Source organism: Bordetella genomosp. 9 (assembly GCF_002261425.1).
Lineage (GTDB): Bacteria > Pseudomonadota > Gammaproteobacteria > Burkholderiales > Burkholderiaceae_B > Bordetella_C.
The window spans coordinates 579,120-598,230 of record NZ_NEVJ01000001.1 but is presented as its reverse complement, the minus strand read 5'-3'; the positions used below and the strand labels follow the sequence as shown (position 1 = coordinate 598,230).

The 19,111-nt window shown below is 68.0% G+C and carries 18 protein-coding genes; 9 read left to right on the top strand and 9 right to left on the bottom strand.

All coding sequences use genetic code 11. The annotated features are described in order from the left end of the window. The first annotated feature begins 78 nt into the window (after positions 1-78). Together CAL26_RS02655 and CAL26_RS02650 are read left to right on the top strand one after the other, a co-directional pair. Complete coding sequence (locus tag CAL26_RS02655) at positions 79-1,548, top strand: sulfatase-like hydrolase/transferase (protein ID WP_094845361.1); 1,470 nt, start codon at positions 79-81, stop codon at positions 1,546-1,548. 105 nt (positions 1,549-1,653) lie between these two features. Next, on the top strand, positions 1,654-2,634 hold the full coding sequence (locus CAL26_RS02650; RefSeq protein ID WP_094845360.1) for a Bug family tripartite tricarboxylate transporter substrate binding protein: 981 nt from the start codon (positions 1,654-1,656) through the stop codon (positions 2,632-2,634). Between the two features lie 14 nt (positions 2,635-2,648). Here CAL26_RS02650 and CAL26_RS02645 read toward each other — a convergent pair whose 3' ends face one another. The 3 genes from CAL26_RS02645 to CAL26_RS02635 form a co-directional block, all read right to left on the bottom strand. Beyond that, complete coding sequence (locus tag CAL26_RS02645; protein ID WP_094845359.1) at positions 2,649-4,283, bottom strand: amidase; 1,635 nt, start codon at positions 4,281-4,283, stop codon at positions 2,649-2,651. A 74-nt stretch (positions 4,284-4,357) separates the two neighbouring features. Further along, positions 4,358-5,365: a Bug family tripartite tricarboxylate transporter substrate binding protein gene (locus tag CAL26_RS02640; protein ID WP_094845358.1), complete on the bottom strand. Its 1,008-nt coding sequence runs from the start codon at positions 5,363-5,365 to the stop codon at positions 4,358-4,360. After that, entirely contained in the window at positions 5,362-6,825 is a 1,464-nt protein-coding gene (locus tag CAL26_RS02635; protein ID WP_094845357.1) for an MmgE/PrpD family protein, read from the bottom strand. The genes CAL26_RS02640 and CAL26_RS02635 overlap by 4 nt, the downstream gene beginning before the upstream one ends. Positions 6,826-6,957: 132 nt before the next feature. Here CAL26_RS02635 and CAL26_RS02630 point away from each other — a divergent pair, with 132 nt between their 5' ends. Then, the gene (locus tag CAL26_RS02630; protein ID WP_094845356.1) at positions 6,958-7,869 is read left to right on the top strand and encodes a LysR substrate-binding domain-containing protein; all 912 of its coding nucleotides are present in this window, start codon (positions 6,958-6,960) and stop codon (positions 7,867-7,869) included. Positions 7,870-7,878: 9 nt separating this feature from the next. On the opposite strand, the gene CAL26_RS02625 is transcribed toward CAL26_RS02630, so the two are convergent. Continuing rightward, the gene (locus CAL26_RS02625; RefSeq protein ID WP_094845355.1) at positions 7,879-8,760 is read right to left on the bottom strand and encodes an NmrA family NAD(P)-binding protein; all 882 of its coding nucleotides are present in this window, start codon (positions 8,758-8,760) and stop codon (positions 7,879-7,881) included. Between the two features lie 200 nt (positions 8,761-8,960). Here CAL26_RS02625 and CAL26_RS02620 point away from each other — a divergent pair, with 200 nt between their 5' ends. Both CAL26_RS02620 and CAL26_RS02615 read left to right on the top strand, forming a co-directional pair. Then, the gene (locus CAL26_RS02620) at positions 8,961-9,923 is read left to right on the top strand and encodes a GlxA family transcriptional regulator (protein WP_256987910.1); all 963 of its coding nucleotides are present in this window, start codon (positions 8,961-8,963) and stop codon (positions 9,921-9,923) included. Positions 9,924-9,944: 21 nt separating this feature from the next. Continuing rightward, entirely contained in the window at positions 9,945-10,640 is a 696-nt protein-coding gene (locus tag CAL26_RS02615; protein ID WP_094845990.1) for a substrate-binding domain-containing protein, read from the top strand. A gap of 25 nt (positions 10,641-10,665) precedes the next feature. Here the strand turns inward: CAL26_RS02615 and CAL26_RS02610 are convergent, their stop codons facing one another. After that, the gene (locus tag CAL26_RS02610; protein WP_179283223.1) at positions 10,666-11,418 is read right to left on the bottom strand and encodes an IclR family transcriptional regulator; all 753 of its coding nucleotides are present in this window, start codon (positions 11,416-11,418) and stop codon (positions 10,666-10,668) included. 164 nt (positions 11,419-11,582) lie between these two features. Here CAL26_RS02610 and CAL26_RS02605 point away from each other — a divergent pair, with 164 nt between their 5' ends. From CAL26_RS02605 to CAL26_RS02590, 4 genes are all read left to right on the top strand, one after another. Further along, the gene (locus CAL26_RS02605; protein WP_218831497.1) at positions 11,583-12,974 is read left to right on the top strand and encodes an MFS transporter; all 1,392 of its coding nucleotides are present in this window, start codon (positions 11,583-11,585) and stop codon (positions 12,972-12,974) included. Then, positions 12,943-13,428 carry an ureidoglycolate lyase gene (locus CAL26_RS02600; protein ID WP_094845352.1) on the top strand — a complete coding sequence of 162 codons (486 nt, stop codon included), beginning with the start codon at positions 12,943-12,945 and terminating at the stop codon, positions 13,426-13,428. Before CAL26_RS02605 ends, CAL26_RS02600 begins: the two co-directional genes overlap by 32 nt. 10 nt (positions 13,429-13,438) lie before the next feature. Then, the gene (locus CAL26_RS02595) at positions 13,439-14,377 is read left to right on the top strand and encodes a polysaccharide deacetylase family protein (protein ID WP_094845351.1); all 939 of its coding nucleotides are present in this window, start codon (positions 13,439-13,441) and stop codon (positions 14,375-14,377) included. A 90-nt stretch (positions 14,378-14,467) separates the two neighbouring features. Further along, entirely contained in the window at positions 14,468-15,742 is a 1,275-nt protein-coding gene (locus tag CAL26_RS02590; RefSeq protein WP_094845350.1) for a YbfB/YjiJ family MFS transporter, read from the top strand. Positions 15,743-15,763: 21 nt separating this feature from the next. Here CAL26_RS02590 and CAL26_RS02585 read toward each other — a convergent pair whose 3' ends face one another. The 4 genes from CAL26_RS02585 to CAL26_RS02570 are packed head-to-tail and all read right to left on the bottom strand — an operon-like array spanning position 15,764 to position 19,106. Next, positions 15,764-16,471, bottom strand: coding sequence for an ABC transporter ATP-binding protein (locus CAL26_RS02585; protein ID WP_094845349.1), 708 nt, complete (start codon positions 16,469-16,471; stop codon positions 15,764-15,766). Next, on the bottom strand, positions 16,464-17,243 hold the full coding sequence (locus CAL26_RS02580) for an ABC transporter ATP-binding protein (protein ID WP_094845348.1): 780 nt from the start codon (positions 17,241-17,243) through the stop codon (positions 16,464-16,466). Before CAL26_RS02580 ends, CAL26_RS02585 begins: the two co-directional genes overlap by 8 nt. After that, positions 17,240-18,220, bottom strand: coding sequence for a branched-chain amino acid ABC transporter permease (locus tag CAL26_RS02575; protein WP_094845347.1), 981 nt, complete (start codon positions 18,218-18,220; stop codon positions 17,240-17,242). The genes CAL26_RS02580 and CAL26_RS02575 overlap by 4 nt, the downstream gene beginning before the upstream one ends. Next, entirely contained in the window at positions 18,213-19,106 is an 894-nt protein-coding gene (locus CAL26_RS02570) for a branched-chain amino acid ABC transporter permease (RefSeq protein ID WP_094845346.1), read from the bottom strand. Before CAL26_RS02570 ends, CAL26_RS02575 begins: the two co-directional genes overlap by 8 nt. Positions 19,107-19,111 lie beyond the last annotated feature (5 nt).

The following is a 19,111-nucleotide window of genomic DNA, read 5'->3' as shown; positions in this document are numbered from 1 at the left end:
CTGGGCGGTCATCTCCTTACGTGGAATCACCTGGGCGGCTCGTCGCCGGCGCCTCGCGACGGTTCATCCAGGACGCATATGCCTCATCCCAACGTGCTCTTCGTCATGGTGGACCAATGGCCCGGCGCCTTGCTGGGCAGCGCCGGCCATCCCGTCATCCAGACCCCCACGCTCGATCAGCTGGCCCGCCTGGGCACCCGCTATCCGCGCGCCTACTCCGAATGTCCGATCTGCATCCCGGCGCGGCGCACGGTCATGACGGGCACGTCGCCGCGTGGACATGGCGATCGCAATTTCGCCCCGGCGATGGAGATGCCGGCCCTGCCCACGCTCGCGCAGTCGTTTCGCGACGGCGGCTACCAGGCCTATGCCGTGGGCAAGATGCACCTGTATCCGCAGCGCGACCGCATTGGCTTCGACGACATCCTGCTGGCCGAGGAAGGGCGGCCGCAGCTGGGCGCGGTGGACGACTACGACATCTTCCTGGCCGAACAGGGCGCCGCCGGCGAACAGTACCTGCACGGCATGAACAACAACGACTACATGCACCGGCCCTGGCATCTCGCCGAGAAGCTGCATGTCACCAACTGGACCACGCGCGAGGCCGCCAAGATGATCAAGCGGCGCGACCCGCGCCGGCCGGGCTTCTGGCACGTGTCGTATACGCATCCGCACCCGCCGCTGGTGCCGCTGGCCGCCTATCTGGACCTGTACGAGCGCGCCCGCATCGACCTCCCCCCGCAAGCCGATTGGGACACGGGCACGTTGCCGCCCGCGCTGCAGAGCATCCGCGACCACTGGCCGATCCGGGACGCCGACCTGCAATCGATACGGCGCGCCTTCTACGCGCTGTGCACGCACATCGACCACCAGCTGCGCGTGCTGATCGGCACCCTGCGCGAAGAAAACCTGCTGGACGACACCATCATCATGGTCACCGGCGATCACGGCGATATGCTCGGCGCGTTCGGCCTATGGGCGAAGCGCCTGTTCTACGAAGGCTCGGCGCAAGTGCCGATGATCCTGGTGGACACGGCGCGCGATGCACGCGTGGCGGCGGGCCATGTCGACGAGCGCCTGGTGGGCCTGCAGGACGTGATGCCCACGCTGCTGTCGCTGGCCGGGCTGCCGATACCGGACACCGTCGAAGGCATGCCGATGGTGGGCGCGCGGCGGCGCGACTTCCTGTACGGCGAGTGCAAGGAAAACGTGCTGGCGACCCGCATGGCGCACGATGGCCGTCACAAGCTGATCTGGTATCCGGCCGGCAACGTGCTGCAATTGTTCGACCTGCGGGAAGACCCGCGCGAATGCCGCGACGTGGCGGACGTGCCTGCCTACGCGGACGTCAGGCGGCGCCTGGAGCAGGTCCTGGTACAGAAGGCCTGGGGCGTGGACGAGGCGTGGATCAAGGACGGGCAACTGGTCGGCGTCGCGGCGGACACGACCCGACGCGGGGCCGACCGCGCGTTCGGTGGACAGCGCGGCCTGCATTATCCGCAGCCGCCGCTCAGCGATCCCACGCAGACGGTGGGGTCGCCGGGTTGATTTTCCTCGGGATGCCGGCGGCAGGTTACCTCCGGCGGCCCGAAACCATAACGCTGCGGCCCAGGCAATCGGGGCACGCACGATAACGACAATGGAGACAGCATCATGTATCGACCGAGAGCGGCGATTGCCGGCCTGCTGGCGATGTTCGCTACCCTGGCAATCGCGCCGCGTCCCGCGGCCGCCGCGGAATGGCCCGCGGACAAACCCATACGGCTGATCGTGCCCTACCCCGCCGGCGGCAACTCCGACGTCATCGGCCGTGTCTTCGCGCGCAAGCTGGGCGATGCGCTGCACCAGTCCGTCATCGTGGACAACAGGCCGGGCGCGGGTGGCTCCATCGGCGCGGCGCTGGCCGCCAAGGCCGAACCCGACGGATACACGCTGCTGCTGGGCGACATCGCCACGCATGCCATCAACCGCCTGTCGATGCCCAACCTTCCCTATGACGCGCAGGCCGACTTCACCCCCGTGTCACGCCTGACCAGCATTTCCCTGCTGCTGGTCGCCAACCCGAAATACAAGTTCAAGTCGGCGCGCGACTTCATCGACTACGCGAAGGCCCATCCCGGCAAGATGGCCTACGCCACGGGCGGCAACGGCACGCCCAGCCAGCTCGCCATGGAAATGCTGCGCGGCGCGGCGGGCCTGGACATCCTGCAGATTCCCTACAAGGGCAGCGCGCCCGCGCTGACCGACGTGGTATCCGGGCAGGTGGACGTGATGATCGACGGCGCCGCCACCCCGCTGGTGAAGGCCGGCAAGCTGGACCTGCTGGCGGTAACGGCGGACCGATCGCCCGCCTTCCCCGACACGCCCACGCTGGCCGAATCCGGCGTGCCGGGCTATCGCTTCGTGTCATGGCATGGCGTGTTCGCGCCCAAGGGCACACCGCAAGCGATCGTCGACAAACTGGCGGGGGAACTGCAACGCGCCGCGCAGGACCCGGAAGTGCGGAAGCAGTTCCAGGCGCTGGGAATCGGCCTGGATACGCAGAACGGGCCGGCGTTCGCGTCCTTCATCGCGGACCAGCGGAAATCCATCGAGGACCTGGTGAAGGAACGCGGCCTGCAGCTGGCGCAGTAGGCCGAAGGCGCCGCTTATTTCGCCTGCGCTACCGGCATTCCCGCATGGCTGCGTTCGAATGCGGCGGCCAGGGCCAGCACCCGCGCGTCGTCGCCCGGCCGCCCCAGGAACGAGATACCGACGGGCATATTGCCCGGCGCCCAGCCTGCGTTAACCGTGATCTCGGGGAAGCCGGTCGCCGACGAGATCTTTCCGGCAGCGTAGGCGTAGCTGTTGCAGACGAAGGTCGGATCGGTCTTTCCCGGCACCACCGGCGCCGTGCACGCGATGGTGGGGAACACCAATGCGTCGTAGCCGCCCTGGTCCATCAAGGCGAGCAGGCGCCGCTTCAGGTCGGGGATCACCACGCTCAACATCCTGATGTACGCCGCCGAATCGGTCGTATGGGTCTCCAGGTTTTCCACCAGGCCCTTGTAGCGGCCAGGATTGATGACCTTGGTTCCCCGGTCGGTCGGGCCGTCGAGCGCGCGCAGGAACGCCGGCAGGTCGTGCGGCTGCCCGGCTGGTAGTTTGGCCAGATAGGCCTCAAACTGCGGACGGAATTCAGCGAGCCCGATCGGGCCCAGCAGGTCCGGTTGCAGCGTGGCGTACGGCTTGGGCAGGCGGAGCTCGACGATACGGGCGCCCGCCTTCCGCAACCCGGCGACGGCCTGGCGCTTGACCGCGTCCACATCGGGGCTGCCGCCATCGAAGTTGTCCACCACGGCGATCGACTTGCCGGCCAGCGCCGCGCCGGCCAGGCCCGATGCCAGCGAAGACAACGGCCGAGCGACGTCCACGGTCGCGCCATCGGCATCGTCCTTGCCCTGGATCGCATCGAGCACGATGGCCTGATCCTCCACGGTCCGCGTGATCACGCCGGCCACGTCGGAGGTGAGCGACATGGGAATGATGCCCGAGCGGCTGATCAGACCCATGGTCGTGCGCATCCCGACCGTCCCCGTGACGCTTGCCGGGGCACGGATGGATCCGGTGGTATCGGTGCCTAGCGCGAACGGCGCGAACTTCGCGGCCACAGCGGCGGCCGAGCCGCTGCTGGACCCGTCCGCCGTGCGCAAGGGGCTGTAGGGATTCAAGGTCTGCCCGCCCACCGAGCTGTATCCATACCAGCCATACGAGGCCGCCAGCTCCGACAGATTGGTCTTGCCCAGCAGGATGGCGCCCTGATCCAGCAAGCGCTGGATCACGAATGCGTTCGTGGCCGGAATGGACGTGCGCAACGCGAGCGAGCCGCCCGTCGCGGGCATGCCCGCGGCATCGTAGTTGTCCTTCGCCAGGAATGGGATGCCGGCGAGCGGCGCGCTCGACTTGCCCTGGCCGTGCCGCGCATCCCACGCCCTTGCCTGGGCCATGGCGTCGGGATTGAGCGCGATCACGGCATGGAGTCCTTGTTCGCCGCGATCGCCGGCCTCGATGCGCGCCAGGTAGGCGCCGACCAGCGCCTCGGCGCTCAGCGCGCCGCTGTCGAGCGCGGCGCGCAATTGCGGCAGGCTCATGGCGACGATTTTGTCCGCGGGCATGTCCGCCGCCCACAGGGTCGTATGCGCACCCGCCAGCAATAGCGCGATGGCGGCAAGCCGGCGCGTCCCGCGCGGGCGACGGGCAGGGCGTGACAGGGATATCGGGACATGATTCGACAGGGCGTGCATGATGGCATGCCTCCTCAGGGACAAACGTGGTGAAACGGAAAGCGGCAGGACCCGCCGGCAGCAGACCTGGCCGGTCAGTCCACCTGCGCGCCCGAGGCCTTGACCACGGGTGCCCACAGGGCGCGCTCCTCCCGCAGCAGCGCGGCGAAGGATGCGGGATCTCCGCCCGAGGTGCCCGGCGGGCGATCGATGCCCATGACCCGCAGCTGGCTGGCGACCGCCGGGCCCTGCATGGCTTTGTTCACCTGGTCGTTGATCTCGTTGACGACCGCGGCAGGCATGCCCGCCGGACCGACGAGGCCGAACACGACGCTCGCTTCCATGCCCGGATAACCCGCCTGCGCCATGGTCGGCACGTCCGGCAAGGTGCCGAGCCGATGCGGCGCCGTCACAGCCAGGGCGCGCACCTTGCCGCCCTTGATCATCGGCAAGGCCACCGGCACCGATGCGAAGAACATGTCGACCTGGCCGCCGATCAGGTCCGTCAGGGCGGGCGCGGCGCCGCGGTACGGCACGTGCAGCATGTCCAGTCCGGCTTGGCCTTTCCACCGCTCGCCCATCAGATGCGCCAGGGTGCCGTTGCCGGACGACGCGAAGGTGATCCGCGTTTTCCGGCCGGCGGCCGCGAGGTCCGCGACGCTGCCATACGGTCCGTTGGCGGCGACGATCAGCACCAGCGGCACCTTGGCGAGCAGCGCGATGGGCTGCATGTCCTTTTCGATGTCGTACGGTGTGCGGTGGTAGAGGAACTCGTTGACGATCATGTTGCTGGACTCGCCCAGGGCCAGCGTGTAGCCGTCCGGCGCCGAACGGAAGGCCTGGTCGAAGCCGATATTCCCACCCCCGCCGGGACGGTTTTCCGCCACGACGTTCCACTTGGCCGAATCCGCCAGGGCATTGGCCAGCAGCCGCGCCATGGCGTCCGTGCCGCCGCCCGGCGGCGCCGGTACGATCAGCCGGATGGGCTTGACGGGAAAGTCCTGCGCGACGCCGGCGCCGGCGGCCGCGCAGGCCGCCAACAGGAAAGCCGAACGCAGCACCGTGCGGCGCCGGCGATCGATAGGATGGCTCGTGATGGTCATGGCTGATCTCCCTTGCAATGTTGTTGTTCCGTCCCGCCCGATACGTCCAGGACGCCCGATGCGCCCACCGCGCGCGCCAGGGGCGCGCCGTCGCCGTGACGCAGGTCCGAGATCGCATCGAGCACGGCCTGCTGACGGACGGGCGACAGCCCCGCGCGCGTGGCCACGCGGAACTTGGTTTCCAGCTCGGCCCATCCCAGGGGCGTGGCGGGGTCGCCGCGCGGATCCATCACGGGCGAATACAGGCGCCTTCCGTCCTTGAGGCTGACGGTGACGCTGGCCGGCGAGCGGGCGGGAAAGAGCGCTTCCACCCCGGCGTCATGCACGACCGTGATCCGCGCGGCCAGGTCCCGTACCCCGGCGTCACCCAGGTGCATTGCTTGCAGCGGGACCAGGGCATCGCTGCCGCGCAACGCGCACAAGGCCAGGCAATAGGGAACGCTGTACTGGGCTTCCACCAGCGTGCGCGGGGCCGGGCTGTTGGACAGGTTGAACGTGGCGCGATAGGTGCGGACCTGCATTCCAGCGATGTCTCCGGCCTCCAGGCCGTGCCTGGCCCGCAGATGCAGCCACGCATCCAACGGCGCGTGGATGTGGCGGCAACATCCGTAGGGCTTGAAATAGGTACCCCGGATCAGCGGCGTGCCGCCCAGGTCGCGCAGCGCCATGTCGGGATCGAACAGCCGCACGTCATCCAGGACCGCGATCGGGCCCACGTATCCCGCCATCGCCAGGCGCAGCGCGGCCCAGCCGGCCGCCACGCCGGCCGCGATGCCCTCTTTCACGTCGGAGCCGGCAATGCCCGCCAGCGCGGGCAAGGCGGGCGCCGTCTGGGCGGCGATCGCCAGCGCATGCGCGATCACGGCGGGATCGAGACCCAGCATCTTCCCGGCCGTGGCGACCACCGCGTAGCCCGACCACGCGCCCGAGGGTGCATAGGCAGGCCGGGCCATGGCCAGGCGCAGGCCTACCTCATACCCGGCGACGATCGCCGCCACCAGGTCCGCGACGGTGCGGCGCGGGTCCTCACCCATCAGGGCGAGCGCCGTGGGAATGACCGCCGCGCCCGGGTGCCCCCGCGCCTGCCGATAACCGTCATCCAGGTCGAGCGCCGCCGTGGCCGCGCTGTTGGCGAACAGGGCGGCGGCCGTGCTGGCCGGCTTGCCCGTAAACCACATGGGCACCGCGCCGCGACCGTACAGCGCCAACGCGGTCTCCCGCGCCGCCCGTACCGCGGGCAGGTCGAGCGCGGCGCCCGCGCTGGCAAGCGCGTCCAGCAAGCAACGCCAGACAGCTTCCCTGGTGGGTTCGTCGACCGCGTGGGTGTCCAGGCCGGCGACGTAACGCCCCAGCCGCAAGGCCAGTCCGGCGTCCGGCGCGCGGTGGGCGCCGTGCCCGGCCGGCGCGCGCGGCACGTCCGTTCTGGGTTCCTCTATCCCTTTATCATTACTTTTGAGCATATTCCCACGGGCGCCTCGGCCGAGTACTTTCCCGGCCCTACTACGCATCAACAGCAAGTCCGTGAATAATAGACAGGCGCCAAGCCGCGAAATAGTCAAGAATCAACGCCTGCTTATGCCTTTGAGGTATAGATGAAGATCGACATGAACATGCGCCATATCGAAGCCTTCCGGGCGGTCATGATCTCCGGGAGCGTCGTGGGCGCGGCCAGGCTGCTGAACGTCACGCAGCCCGGCGTCAGCCGCACCATCGCGTTGCTCGAACTCCGGCTGGGCTATGCGCTGTTCCAGCGCAAGGGGCGCCGGCTCGTGCCGACGTCGGAAGCCGAAGCCCTGTATCGCGAGGTGGAGCATCTGTACGTCGGCATCGAACGGATCACGCAGGTGGCCTACGACATCGGCCACCATCGCGCGGGCGCGCTGCGTGTCGCCACGCTGCCCGCCCTGGCGCACTGGTTCATCCCCAAGGTGATCGCGTCGTTCCTGAAGACGCGCCCCAAGGTACGCGTCTTCGTGCAGACCTTGCCGTCCACGCAGATCGCCGAACTGGTGGCGACACGGCAATTCGATATTGGCCTGGTCGAGCTGCCGATGTCGAAGTCGGGCGTCAGCGTGCAGGCGCTGCCGGCCTGCCGCATCGTCGCGGTCATACCCGCGCGCCACCGGCTGGCCGCCTCGGATCGGATCGCGTTGCGCGACCTGGATGGCGAACGGCTGGTGCTGCCTTCTCCGCAGAGCTATCTGCGCTACCAGATCGACGACGCCTTCAACCGCCAGGGCATCACGCCGGATGTGATCGCGGAGACGCCGACGTCACCGCTGATCTGCGGCCTGGCGGCGGAAGCCTCGGGTATCGGGTTGGTATCGGCCTGGACGCCGATGCCGCAGGGCGACCCGCGTATCGTGCAACGGCCGTTGAAAGAGCGGCTGGTGTCGCAGTACGCCTGCGTGCGCGCGGACAACGCCGTTCCCATGGCATTGGCCGATGAGTTCGAGTCCCTGATCGGCACGCAGATACTGGACCTGGCGCCGGAACATGCGTAGGCAGAACTTTCAGGCGAAGGCCTGCCTGTTCTGGCCGATGAACTCCCGCACGGACAAGGCCGGCTGGCCGGTGATCCGTTCCACCGCGTCGTTGGTCCCGGCGAAAATGCCGTTCTGGTAGTCCTGCGCGACTTCGACCAGATGCTGGGTCATGAAGGGATGGAAGCGGTAGGCATGTTCCATACGCTCGCGAAATTCTGGGATGGACAAGGGCGCATACGCTATCTTCGCCCCCAGCACCTCGCTCATTTCGGCGGCGATTTCGTGGTGGTTCATTTCGCGCGGACCATGCAGCGTGTAGGTCTTGCCTTCATGGCCGGCCGGCTTGGCCAGCAGGTGCGCGATGACGCGGCCCTGGTCGTCGGTGCTGATCGGCGCGTGGCGCCCATCTCCGAAAGGAAATTCGATCCGCTTGCGCGCCCAGATTTCCTTGGCGAAATGCGGGTACACCAGCCAGTCGGCAAAGAACGTCGGCCGGATATGCGTGGTGGGGACACCCCATGCGTCGAACACCCGCTCTGAAATCCAGTGATCCCGGGCCGCATTGCTTTTCGAATCGCGCCGGGCGGAGATCTGCGACATGTTGACGATCGCCTGCAGTCCCGCCTCCTTCGCGGCCTGGGCGAAAAAGGCGCTGGCCTGGACGATGCCGGGACTGATCGGATGCAGGAAGTAGGCGGAACGCACCCCTTGCATGGCGGTCCGGATCGCGTCGATATCGGCGAAGTCGCCGATGGCGATCTCCACGCCCCTGCTCCGCAGCGCGGCCGCCTGCTCTCCGTCCTTGCGCACGTAGGCGCGCACCCGCTTGTTCATGTCGAGCAGCGTGTCGATCGCGACGCCGCCCGTGCGGCCTGTCGCGCCGCTCACGAGAAATTCCGCCTGGCTCATCGTCTTTCCTTCATTTTTGGGATACTTGCAGTCTAGCCACGCGCAACATGGCATGAATGACTCTTTTCGGTCGTTTCATGCCAGAATCAGGCGATCTCGGCTGGAGCAGCCGGGGCCGTTGAACCCCACGGATGCTCGCTATGTCCAAACGCGCCAGTTCGAAACCGACACCGCCGCGGACCGCTCCCCGGCGCGTCGTGATGCTCGCCCTGCAACCGGTGGACGCGCTCGACGTCATCGGCCCCGCGGAGGTCTTCACCCTGGCCAACCTGCTGCACGACGGCTCGCCGTATCGATTCGAGTTGGTCAGCACCGGGTCGACGAACGAGATCGAGACGGAGTCGCGCATCGGCCTCAAGGCGCACAAGACACTGGCGGAAGAGCGGCGATCCCGCCTGCCGATCGACACCTTGATCGTGACGGCGGGCTTCGAGCCCTTGACGGGACTGACCGACGCCACGCTGCGCTGGCTGCAACGGATGGCGCCGGCAACGCGGCGGGTGTGCGCCATCTGCGTCGGCGCCTTCGTCCTGGCCGAAGCCGGCCTGCTGGACGGCCGGCGTGCCACCACGCACTGGCGCATGACCCGCCAGCTGGCTGAACGCTATCCGCGCGTCAGGGTCGATCCCGAACCCATCTGGATCAAGGACGGCACTTTCTACACGTCCGCCGGCATCAGCGCCGGCATCGACCTGGCGCTCGGGCTGGTGGCCGAGGATCTGGGAGACCCGGTGGCGCTCGACATCGCGAAAAACCTGGTCCTGTTCCTGCGCCGGCCTGGCGGACAGGCGCAGTTCAGCTTGGCCTTGCAGTCCCAGCAGGGATCGGATTCCCGGCTGGAAGAACTGTGCGCATGGATAGGCGAACACCTGCACATGGATCTCTCCACCGAAACGCTGGCGGACAGGCTGGCCACCAGCGTACGCACGGCGATCAGGATGTTCCGACGCGAGCTGAACACCACGCCCGCCCGGTACGTGGAAGATGCGCGCATGGAAGCCGCCCGCCGGGCGCTCGAAATGGGCGGCCATACGATGGAGGACATCGCCAGGCAATGCGGCTACAGCAGCGTCGCCGTACTGCGCAAGACATTTCTCCGGCGTCTGGGTATCACGCCCAGGGAATATGCGGCGCGGTTTATGATCGGGCAAACCCAGACTTAGAAAATCATGGCGACCCCCATCATGGCAACCCTCACCTGCATCTCGTCGATGGCGACGAAACGCCTGCTCGAAGAAGCCGCGGCGGACTTCCGCTCGCAAACGGGAATCAGCGTCGCGCTCGAATCGGTGGGCGGCGTCCTGGCGGCAAAGCGCGTGTCGGATGGCGAGCCCTTCGACGTGGCCGTCCTGGCGCAGGACGCGCTGGACGCCCTGGCGGCCGCCGGCAAGGTCGATCCGTCCACGATGACGCCCATCGCCCTTTCCCAGGTCGCCGCCGCGATGGCGGAAACGGCGCCCGCGGTCCCATTCGAGCGAGCCGACGACCTGCGCGCGCTGATGTCTTACGCGACGCGCATCGGCTATTCGACCGGTCCCAGCGGCGTCGCCCTGATATCCCTGATCAAGGCATGGGGCCTGTACGACGCGCTCGCGCCCAAGCTGATGCAGGCGCCGCCCGGCGTGCCGGTCGCCAGCCTGATCGCCGACGGGACCGTGCAGCTGGGCCTGCAGCAGCGTAGCGAGCTGCTGGGCATGCCCGGCATACGGATCCTGGGCGACATGCCGCCAGGGGCGGAGATCAGCACCGTTTTTGCGGGCGCGGTGTGCGTGGCCGCCCCGGCGCGCACAGATGCGGCGAGCTTCCTGGCCTATCTGGCGTCCGACCGCACCGCCGCGCTGAAGCAAAAGATCGGCATGGCGCCCGCCCCCGCACGCTAGGCGACGGCCGCCGGCGAAGCACCGCTCACGCGGATGCGTCGAAGGCCAGGGCGATGTCCCCGGCAAACTTGCGCAGGATGGGAACGTTGGCGACCATCTCTTCGTAAGTCATGCGCGCCGTCGGCGCGGACACGCACAGCCCGATGAACGCGGAGCCTCGCAGCGGTATGCGTACCCCGCAGCCGACCACCCCCGCGTTCCATTCCTCGTTGCAGGATGCCCACCCCTGGGCGCGGATCTCGTTGAAGTGCGCGCGCAGGCGCGTCTCGCCGGTCAGCGTCTTGCTGGTGAACTTGCGCCGGGTGGACGATCGCAGCCACGCGGACAGCGCGTCGTCCGGCATATGCGCCAGGTGCAGCTTGCCGATGGACGTGCAGTGCAGCGGACCGCGGTTGCCCTGCTCCAGGTGCAGGCCGCCGGGCCGGCGCACCGCGGCGGCGTCCACGCAGACCAGCTCCCCGTCCACCACCATGCTGATCTGCGCGAACTCGCCCAGCGACATCGCCAGGGACTTCAACAAGGCGTGGGGCTGGTCGGCGTTCAAGGACGCCTGCACCGCGTCGATACCCAGGCGCGTCAGGCGGGCGCCGGCCATTACCCGCTTGGAAGCCAGGTGCCGGGCCAGCACGTTGCGCTCCGTCAACTGGACCACCAGCCGGTGCGTGGTCGGCATCGACAGCCCGGTCAGCTCGGCGATCTCGGTCACCGTCAGGGGACGGCGCGACCCCGCCACGGCTTCCATGATGGCGAGCGATTTATCGATGGGCGCCTCTTCCATGTGTCCCCCAGGGATTTCCACAATCAAGAACAAATATTCCGGAATCTGGAAATTCGCGGTTGTTCGCGGTGTGGGGCGAGCATAGCATCGTGCCGCGTCGACCCATATCGACGCAACGATCAAGTGACCCATATCGATGGTCCGAATATTCCAAGGGGTAAGTCATGGCTCAAGGCATTGAAGGCGTGGCCGGCGTGGACGGCGGCGGCGCCTACACCGGTTCGATCGAGGATCGCCAGGTCATCGGAAAGGCGGCGCGCCGCCTGATTCCGCTGATCATGATCCTGTACGTGTGCGCATATCTGGACCGGGTGAACATTTCGTTCGCCGCGTTGCAGATGAATGCGGACCTGGGACTGTCGAATGCGGTCTACGGCTTCGGCGCCAGCATGTTCTTCGTCAGTTATTTCCTGTTCGAAGTGCCCAGCAACCTCGTGCTGGACAAGGTCGGGCCGCGCCGGTGGATCGCCCGCATCATGATCAGCTGGGGCATCGTGTCGGGCTGCATGGCCTTCGTGCAGGGCGAGACCAGCTTCTACGCCCTGCGCTTCCTGCTGGGCGTGGCCGAGGCGGGATTCTTCCCCGGCATCGTGATGTACATCAGCTACTGGTTCCCCAAATCCTACCGGGCGCGCTTTACCAGCATTTTCATGATGTCCATCCCCGTATCCGGCCTGATCGGCAGCCCCATCTCGGGCTCCATCCTGGACGGCATGAACGGCGTCGGCGGCCTGGCCGGCTGGCAATGGATGTTCATCGTGGAAGCCCTGCCGGCGGTGGTGCTGGGCATCGCCTGCCTGTGGCTGCTGACCGATCGCCCGGCCAAGGCCACGTGGCTGGCGCCGGCCGAACGCGACCGGCTGGAAGGCATGCTGGCCCATGAGCGCGCCAGCCTGGAATCCGTGCGCAAGTACAAGCTGTCGGAGGCCTTCACCTCGCCCGGCGTGCTGTTGCTGGCCGGCATCCTGTTCTGCATCGTATTCGGCACGACCGGCATTGCCTTCTTCCTGCCGCAGATCATCAAGAGCTTCGGCTTCACCAATACGGCGGTGGGATTCCTGAGCGTGCTGCCCTACCTGGGCGGGGTCTGCGCCATGTATCTCTGGGCGCGGCACTCCGACCTGAAGCGCGAGAAGATACGCCACCTGGGTGTGGCGCTCGTGCTGGCGGCGGTCGGCTTCATCTTCACCACGCTGATGCTGGGCAATCACGCCGCCGCGCTGTTCGGCCTGGTCGTCGCGGCGGCGGGCGTCTACGCCGCCAACACCATGCTGTGGACCTTGCCGACGTCATTGCTGACCGGCACGGCGGCCGCCGCGGCCGTGGCGCTGATCAATTCGCTGGCGAACCTGAGCGGCATCCTGGCGCCGCCCCTGCTGGGCTGGAGCCGCGACGTAACCGGCGGCTTCGCGGCCACGGGCATCATCTTCGCGGCCTTCGTCGTGCTCGGCGCGCTGCTGACCTGGGCCTTCTGGCACAGCGAGCTGGCCGCCGGCGAGCGCCGCCCCACCCCCAAGGAATCCCATGGCATTGCGCCACATCGTCGTTCGGCCTGAGGCCGGGGAAACACGCCTGGCGCCTTATGGCGTGGTCTTCCCGGTCACGCCGGGCGATGAACGCATCCCCGTGCCCTTAGGCGTCGACGAATCCGCACGCGGCGCGTTCACCGCCACGGTGGTACGCGCGCGGGCCTGCCGCGCGGCGGGCCCGCTCAACAGCGTGGAGCGCCATCCCTATTCGGTACAAGCCTTCGTTCCCCTGGGCGCCTGCCGGCTGGTGGTGGTCGCGGCGCCGCCGGGCCCCGCGCCGTCCCGGCTGGATCAGTTGGCCGCGATCCACGTGCCGGCCGGATGGGGCATCGCCTATCACCCCGGCGTCTGGCACACCGGGCTGATGGGAGACGGGATGGAAGCCGCACTGGTGTCGATGGTGCGGCGCCTGCCGGACGGCAGCGACACGGAATTCGCCACCCTGCCCTTCGAGATCGAGATCGACGCGATCGCAACCTGAAGCTTCAGCCATGACCCATAGCCCCCCTCTTCCCCGCGACCTGGCGGGATACGGACAAACGCCCCCCGACCCGCAATGGCCGGGCGGCGCGCGCGTCGCCGTGAACATCGTCATCAACGTCGAGGAAGGCTCCGAACCGTCGGTGCCGGACGGCGATGACGACAGCGAGGTCGGCCTGATCGAAACCGGCGGCCGGGCCTTTCCCGGACGCGACCTGGCCGCCGAATCGATGTTCGAGTACGGCAGCCGCGCGGGCTTCTGGCGCCTGTGGAAAATCCTGCGCCGCCATGACGCGCCGGCCACCTTCTTCGCCTGTTCGCGGGCACTGGAACGCAATCCCGACATCGCGGCGGCGATCCGGGACGGCGTCGCGGCATCACGCCACGACGTGTGCGGCCACGGCCTGCGCTGGGAGCGCCACCAGGCCCTGACGCCGGAGGCCGAAGCCCAGGCGATACACACGGCCTTCCAAGGCATCGCGCGACTGACGGGCGCCGCGCCCGCCGGCTGGTACTGCCGCTATGCGCCCACCGTGCACACGCGGCGCATCGTGGCGGAGCATGGGGGCTTCCTGTATGACAGCGACGCCTACAACGACGACCTGCCCTACTGGACCACCGTGGACGAACGGCCGCATCTGGTCGTGCCGTACACGCAGGTGATGAACGACGCCAAGTTCCTGCGTGGCGGCTTGAACACGGGGGCCGATTTCTTCGACGTCCTGCGCGAGCAGTTCGATGCCTTGTGGGAAGAAGGCGCCACGGAGCCCAAGATGATGTCGATCGGCCTGCATTGCCGCGTGGCGGGCCACCCTTTCCGTGCCACCGCGCTGGAGCGCTTCCTGAAGCACATCCGCGCACGGCCGCAGGTGTGGCTGTGCCGCCGCGTGGACATCGCGCGACACTGGATCGAGCACCATCCCTTCCGTGACGGCGCGCGGGCCGGCTGATCGCTTTTTGTAGCAACGCCGGGCTCCCATTACCGCCGGGACTGCGTTATATCTGCTGGTCGAGCCGAAAACCCCTATCACCGGTGAGCCATGGCAGAGCAGAGCGCGACACGCATAGCACTGATCGGGATGTTGTCTGTCGCCACTGCCATCGGCATTGGACGTTTCGCCTACACGCCCATCCTGCCGGTCATGCTGCAGGACGGGTGGCTCACCCTGGCGGAAGGGTGCTGGCTCGCCGAAAGCAATCTGCTCGGCTACTTTTTCGGGGCGATCCTGTGTTCGCTGATTCCCGGCGCCTGGATGCGTTGGACCCGCCGTGAGGCGCCCGACGAACGCCTGGCGGTCGCCGGACTGGCTGCCACGGCGGTGCTGACGGCGGCGATGGCCCTGCCGTGGCCCTGGCTGTGGCAATGGCTGCGCTTTTTTTCGGGCCTGGCCAGCGCCATCGCATTCGTGTTCACGTCGAGCTGGTGCCTGCGCCGGCTGGCGCAGCAGAACGGCACATCGCTGGCGGGCCTGATCTATTGCGGCTCCGGCGTGGGCATCATGCTGGGCGGCATCCTGGTCAGCGCCACCATCTCGCTGGGCTGGAGCGCGAGCGCATGCTGGAAGATCCTGGGCGCCGTGGTCGGGGCCTTCGTGCTGTGGATCGCGTACGAATGCCGCCGCGACCGCCGGCATGCGGCGCGGCACGCCAGCCTCGCCAACGATGCCGGCGCCGTCCCCCACATGCCGCAGTCGCCGTCGGAACTGGTCGAATCGCTGGCCGCCAACCGTGGGTTGGCCTGGCTGATGCTCGCCTATGGCCTGGCAGGCTTCGGCTACGTCATCACCGCGACCTTCCTGCCGGTGATGGCGCGCGAAGTCCTGCCGGACTCCATCTGGGTCGACTGGATCTGGCCGATCTATGGCGTGTCGGCGGCATTGGGCTGCCTGGCTTCCACGCGGCTGCCGCCCCATTGGGACAACAGCCGGCTCCTGGCGGCCTGCTACGGCACCCAGTCGCTGGGCGTGGTGATGGGGCTGTGGTGGCCCGATGTGGGTGGCTTCGTACTCAGCAGCATCCTGGTGGGCGCGCCGTTCACCGCGCTGACCCTGTTCGCCTTCCGCGAGGCCAGGCGACGCTGGCCGCACCGGTCGACATCGGTCATCGGCCTGATGACCGCCGTCTACGCCATCGGCCAGATCCTGAGCCCGCCGCTGTTCGGTGCGCTGCTCCGGAGCGGCATCGGCCATCGCCAGGTCTTCTCGTGGTCGCTGCATACCGCAAGCGTGGCGCTGTTGATCGGTGGCGCCATCTGGTTCTTCGCGGCGTCGCGCTTCCCGAGCCGGCGCCCCGCATCGCAAGCGACTGGATCTTGATGTCCGCGCGCCCCGCCCGGCTCAGACCGCGATCGCCCGCATCAGCGCCTGCACGTCCTCGGGCCGGTCGGCGCGTCCGCTCAGCACCACCCGCCCGCGCTCCAGGGCATAGAAGCGGTCGCACAGGGTCAGCGCGCGCGAGACGTTCTGCTCGACCAGCAGGATGGACTGCCCGGCCGCCTTCACCTGCGCCATGACCTCGAACAGGTCGTTGATGATCAGCGGCGCCAGGCCTTCGGTCGGCTCGTCGATCAGCAGCAGGTCGGGCTGGCCCAGCAGCACGCGCGCGATCGCCAGCATCTGCTGCTCGCCGCCCGACAGGGTGGTGCCGGGCTGCGCGCGGCGCTCGGCCAGTCGCGGAAATCGTTGATAGATGCCATCGAGCCGCGCGCGTTCCTCGGCGCGGCCCAGGCGAGCGCGCTGCATGAAGCCCATGGCCAGGTTTTCCTCGGTGGTCAGGCCTGGAAAGATGCGCCGGTCCTCGGGGACCAGGCCGATGCCGCGCCGGCATATTCTGTCGGACGGCAGGCCCGCCAGGGATTCGCCCCGGAAGCGGATCTCGCCGCCGCTGGTCGTCGTCCAGCCCGCCACCGTCTTGACGGTCGTGGTCTTGCCCACGCCGTTGCGGCCGAACAGGCCCACCACTTCGCCCGGCCCGACTTCCAGCGTCAGGCCTTGCAGGACGTGGCTGAGTCCGTAATGCACGTGTACGTCGCGCAGTTCAAGCATGCGCGGCCTCCCCGAAATAAGCGGCCTGGACCGCGGGATCGGCGCGCACCGCCGCCGGCCGTCCTTCGGCCAGCTTGCGGCCCTGCGCCAGCACGATCACATGGTCCGACACGTCCATGACCAGCCCGACGTCGTGCTCGACGAGCAGGATCGTCAGGCCGCCGCCCAGCCGCTTGATCAGCGCGGCGGTTTCCTGCGTGTCGCCGTGGGACATGCCCTGGGTGGGTTCGTCCAGCAGCAGCAGCCTGGGCCTGCAGGCCAGCGCGACCGCGATCTCCAGGCGCCGCTGCTCGCCGTGCGACAGCGCGCCGGCGGGGTCGGCCGCCTTGGCCTGCAAGCCGAACTCCTCCAGCAGCTCGTCGACCCGGGCCTGCGCGATGCGCGAGGCCGACAGCGGCCGCAGCCCGTTCCAGCCGCCGTCCAGCACCTGCGCGGCGAGCCGCAGATTCTCGGCCACGGGCAGCTCGAAAAACAGATTGGTGATCTGGAACGAACGCGCGAGCCCGGCGCGCAACAGCGCATGGGGTGTCCAGCCGGTGACGTCGCGGCCATCGAAGGCGACCTTGCCCGCCGTCGGCCGCAAGGCGCCGCTGATGAGGTTGAACAAGGTGCTCTTGCCCGCGCCATTGGGGCCGATCAGCGACGTGATGCCGCCGCGCGCGACCTGCAGCGTCACGTCGTCCACGGCCCGCAGCGCGCCGAAGCGCACGCCCAGGTGCTCGACCTGCAGGATGGGATCGCCGCTGGCGGCCGTTCGGTCGGTCGTGCTCACTTGCGCCTCCGCAATGCACCCACCAGCCCGGCGGGAAAGAAGATGACCGCGATCATGAACAGCACGCCGATCACGATCAGATGATGTTCGGTGTAGGTGCCGATGATCGATTTCAGGCCGAACAGGATGACGCTGCCGTAGAGCGCGCCGATCAGGGTCCCGACCCCGCCCAGCACCACGGTGATGACGGCGTTCCCTGACGTCTGGAAGTACAGCAGCTCCGGCGAGGCAAAGCCGCGCAGAACGGGGTACAAGGCGCCCGCCACGGCCGCCAGGACCGCGGCGATCACGAAGGCCGCCAGCTTGTACCGCCAGGGATCGAAGCCCAGGAACGACAGGCGCTGCGGATTCGCGCGCAACGCCTGCATATTGCGTCCAAAGGGAGTGTTCAGCAGGTAGCTGAGCACGCCGTACATGATCATGACGATGGCCAGCACGACCAGGAAGAATCCCAAGGGGTCCGACGCGGGAACCTGCCAAGGCCCCACGCCGACGGCCACCACCGGAACGCCCATCAGGCCGTCGGAAGCCCCCAGCGCCTGGATGTTGTAGACCGCCTTGGCCGCGATCTGCGCCAGGCCGAAGGTGATCAGGGCGAAATACACCCCGCGCGCCCGGATGGCGATGATGCCGGCCACCAGGCCCGCCACCGCGCCGCCAGCCGCCACCACCACCAGCATGGGCCAGAAGGACAAGCCCGCGTCGCGCAGCAGCAATCCCGCCAGGTAGGCGCCGAACCCGAAGAACAGCGCCTGGCCCAGCGACAGCAGGCCCGCGATGCCCAGCAGCAGATCCACCGCCATGGCGAGCCCGCCGAAGATCAGCGCTTCGGTGGCCAGCCGCAGATAGAAAACGTTGTCCGTCAGCCAGCCCGCCAGGCCGCCCGCCAGCGCAAGGATCACGAATACCAGGGCCAGTCCGGGACGCACGCGCGTCCGCTGGTTCGCCGCGCGCGGCAATGCGATCGTGTCAGCCATGGCCCAGCCTCCCGAACAGGCCTTGCGGACGGAACATCAGGACCAGCACCATGATTCCGAACAGCAAGGGATCCGACCACACCGGCGAGATATACAGGCTGGACAGCGCCTGGACCTGGGTCAGCAGCAAACCGGCGATGATCGCGCCCTTGATGCTGCCCAGGCCGCCCACGATGACCACCGAGAACGCCATCAGGATGAAATCCTTGCCCATGGTCGGAAACACCGAATACACCGGCGCCAGCAGCACGCCCGCCAATCCGGCCAGCGCGACGCCGAAGGCGAAGGTGGCCGCGTAGACCCGCAGCACCGGGATACCCAGCGAGGCGGCCATGTTGCGGTCGTAGGCGGCGGCCCGCACCATCGCCCCCAGGCGGGTGCGGTAGACCACCCACCAGACGGCGGCCACGATCGCCACGCCCACGCCCATCAGGAACAGGCGATAGGTGGGGAAGATCATCCCGAACAGCTCCGTCGCGCCGGTGATGGGCGCGTCCGGACGCAAGGGATTGGGACCGTAGGCCAGCTTGAACAGGTCTTCCAGCACGATCGCCATGCCGAAGGTCAGCAGCAGGGTCAGGATATGGCGGTCCTTGTGGTGGAACACGCGCTGGATCAGCGCACGCTCGGTCAGGTAGCCGATCGGCAGCATGACCAGCGGCACCAGCACCAGCGCGGCCCAGAAATCCACGCCCATCGCCAACAGCGACATGCCCAGATAAGCCCCCAGCGCGTAGAACTCGCCGTGCGCCATATTGATGACATCGAGCAGGCCGAAGATGATGGTCAGGCCCAGCGCCATCAATATCACGGCCACGCCCAGCGACAGGCCGTTGACGACCTGCGGGGCATAGACGAACTGCAGGCTTTCGAACAAGGCGTTCATGGCAT

What these genes read in the sequence shown, in the direction of transcription:
- CAL26_RS02655 (WP_094845361.1), top strand. Translation starts at nt 79, where the DNA reads ATGCCTCATCCCAACGTGCTCTTCGTCATGGTGGACCAATGGCCCGGC.
- CAL26_RS02650 (WP_094845360.1), top strand. Translation starts at nt 1,654, where the DNA reads ATGTATCGACCGAGAGCGGCGATTGCCGGCCTGCTGGCGATGTTCGCT.
- CAL26_RS02645 (WP_094845359.1), bottom strand. Translation starts at nt 4,283, where the DNA reads ATGCACGCCCTGTCGAATCATGTCCCGATATCCCTGTCACGCCCTGCC.
- CAL26_RS02640 (WP_094845358.1), bottom strand. Translation starts at nt 5,365, where the DNA reads ATGACCATCACGAGCCATCCTATCGATCGCCGGCGCCGCACGGTGCTG.
- CAL26_RS02635 (WP_094845357.1), bottom strand. Translation starts at nt 6,825, where the DNA reads ATGCTCAAAAGTAATGATAAAGGGATAGAGGAACCCAGAACGGACGTG.
- CAL26_RS02630 (WP_094845356.1), top strand. Translation starts at nt 6,958, where the DNA reads ATGAAGATCGACATGAACATGCGCCATATCGAAGCCTTCCGGGCGGTC.
- CAL26_RS02625 (WP_094845355.1), bottom strand. Translation starts at nt 8,760, where the DNA reads ATGAGCCAGGCGGAATTTCTCGTGAGCGGCGCGACAGGCCGCACGGGC.
- CAL26_RS02620 (WP_256987910.1), top strand. Translation starts at nt 8,961, where the DNA reads ATGCTCGCCCTGCAACCGGTGGACGCGCTCGACGTCATCGGCCCCGCG.
- CAL26_RS02615 (WP_094845990.1), top strand. Translation starts at nt 9,945, where the DNA reads ATGGCAACCCTCACCTGCATCTCGTCGATGGCGACGAAACGCCTGCTC.
- CAL26_RS02610 (WP_179283223.1), bottom strand. Translation starts at nt 11,418, where the DNA reads ATGGAAGAGGCGCCCATCGATAAATCGCTCGCCATCATGGAAGCCGTG.
- CAL26_RS02605 (WP_218831497.1), top strand. Translation starts at nt 11,583, where the DNA reads ATGGCTCAAGGCATTGAAGGCGTGGCCGGCGTGGACGGCGGCGGCGCC.
- CAL26_RS02600 (WP_094845352.1), top strand. Translation starts at nt 12,943, where the DNA reads ATGGCATTGCGCCACATCGTCGTTCGGCCTGAGGCCGGGGAAACACGC.
- CAL26_RS02595 (WP_094845351.1), top strand. Translation starts at nt 13,439, where the DNA reads ATGACCCATAGCCCCCCTCTTCCCCGCGACCTGGCGGGATACGGACAA.
- CAL26_RS02590 (WP_094845350.1), top strand. Translation starts at nt 14,468, where the DNA reads ATGGCAGAGCAGAGCGCGACACGCATAGCACTGATCGGGATGTTGTCT.
- CAL26_RS02585 (WP_094845349.1), bottom strand. Translation starts at nt 16,471, where the DNA reads ATGCTTGAACTGCGCGACGTACACGTGCATTACGGACTCAGCCACGTC.
- CAL26_RS02575 (WP_094845347.1), bottom strand. Translation starts at nt 18,220, where the DNA reads ATGGCTGACACGATCGCATTGCCGCGCGCGGCGAACCAGCGGACGCGC.
- CAL26_RS02570 (WP_094845346.1), bottom strand. Translation starts at nt 19,106, where the DNA reads ATGAACGCCTTGTTCGAAAGCCTGCAGTTCGTCTATGCCCCGCAGGTC.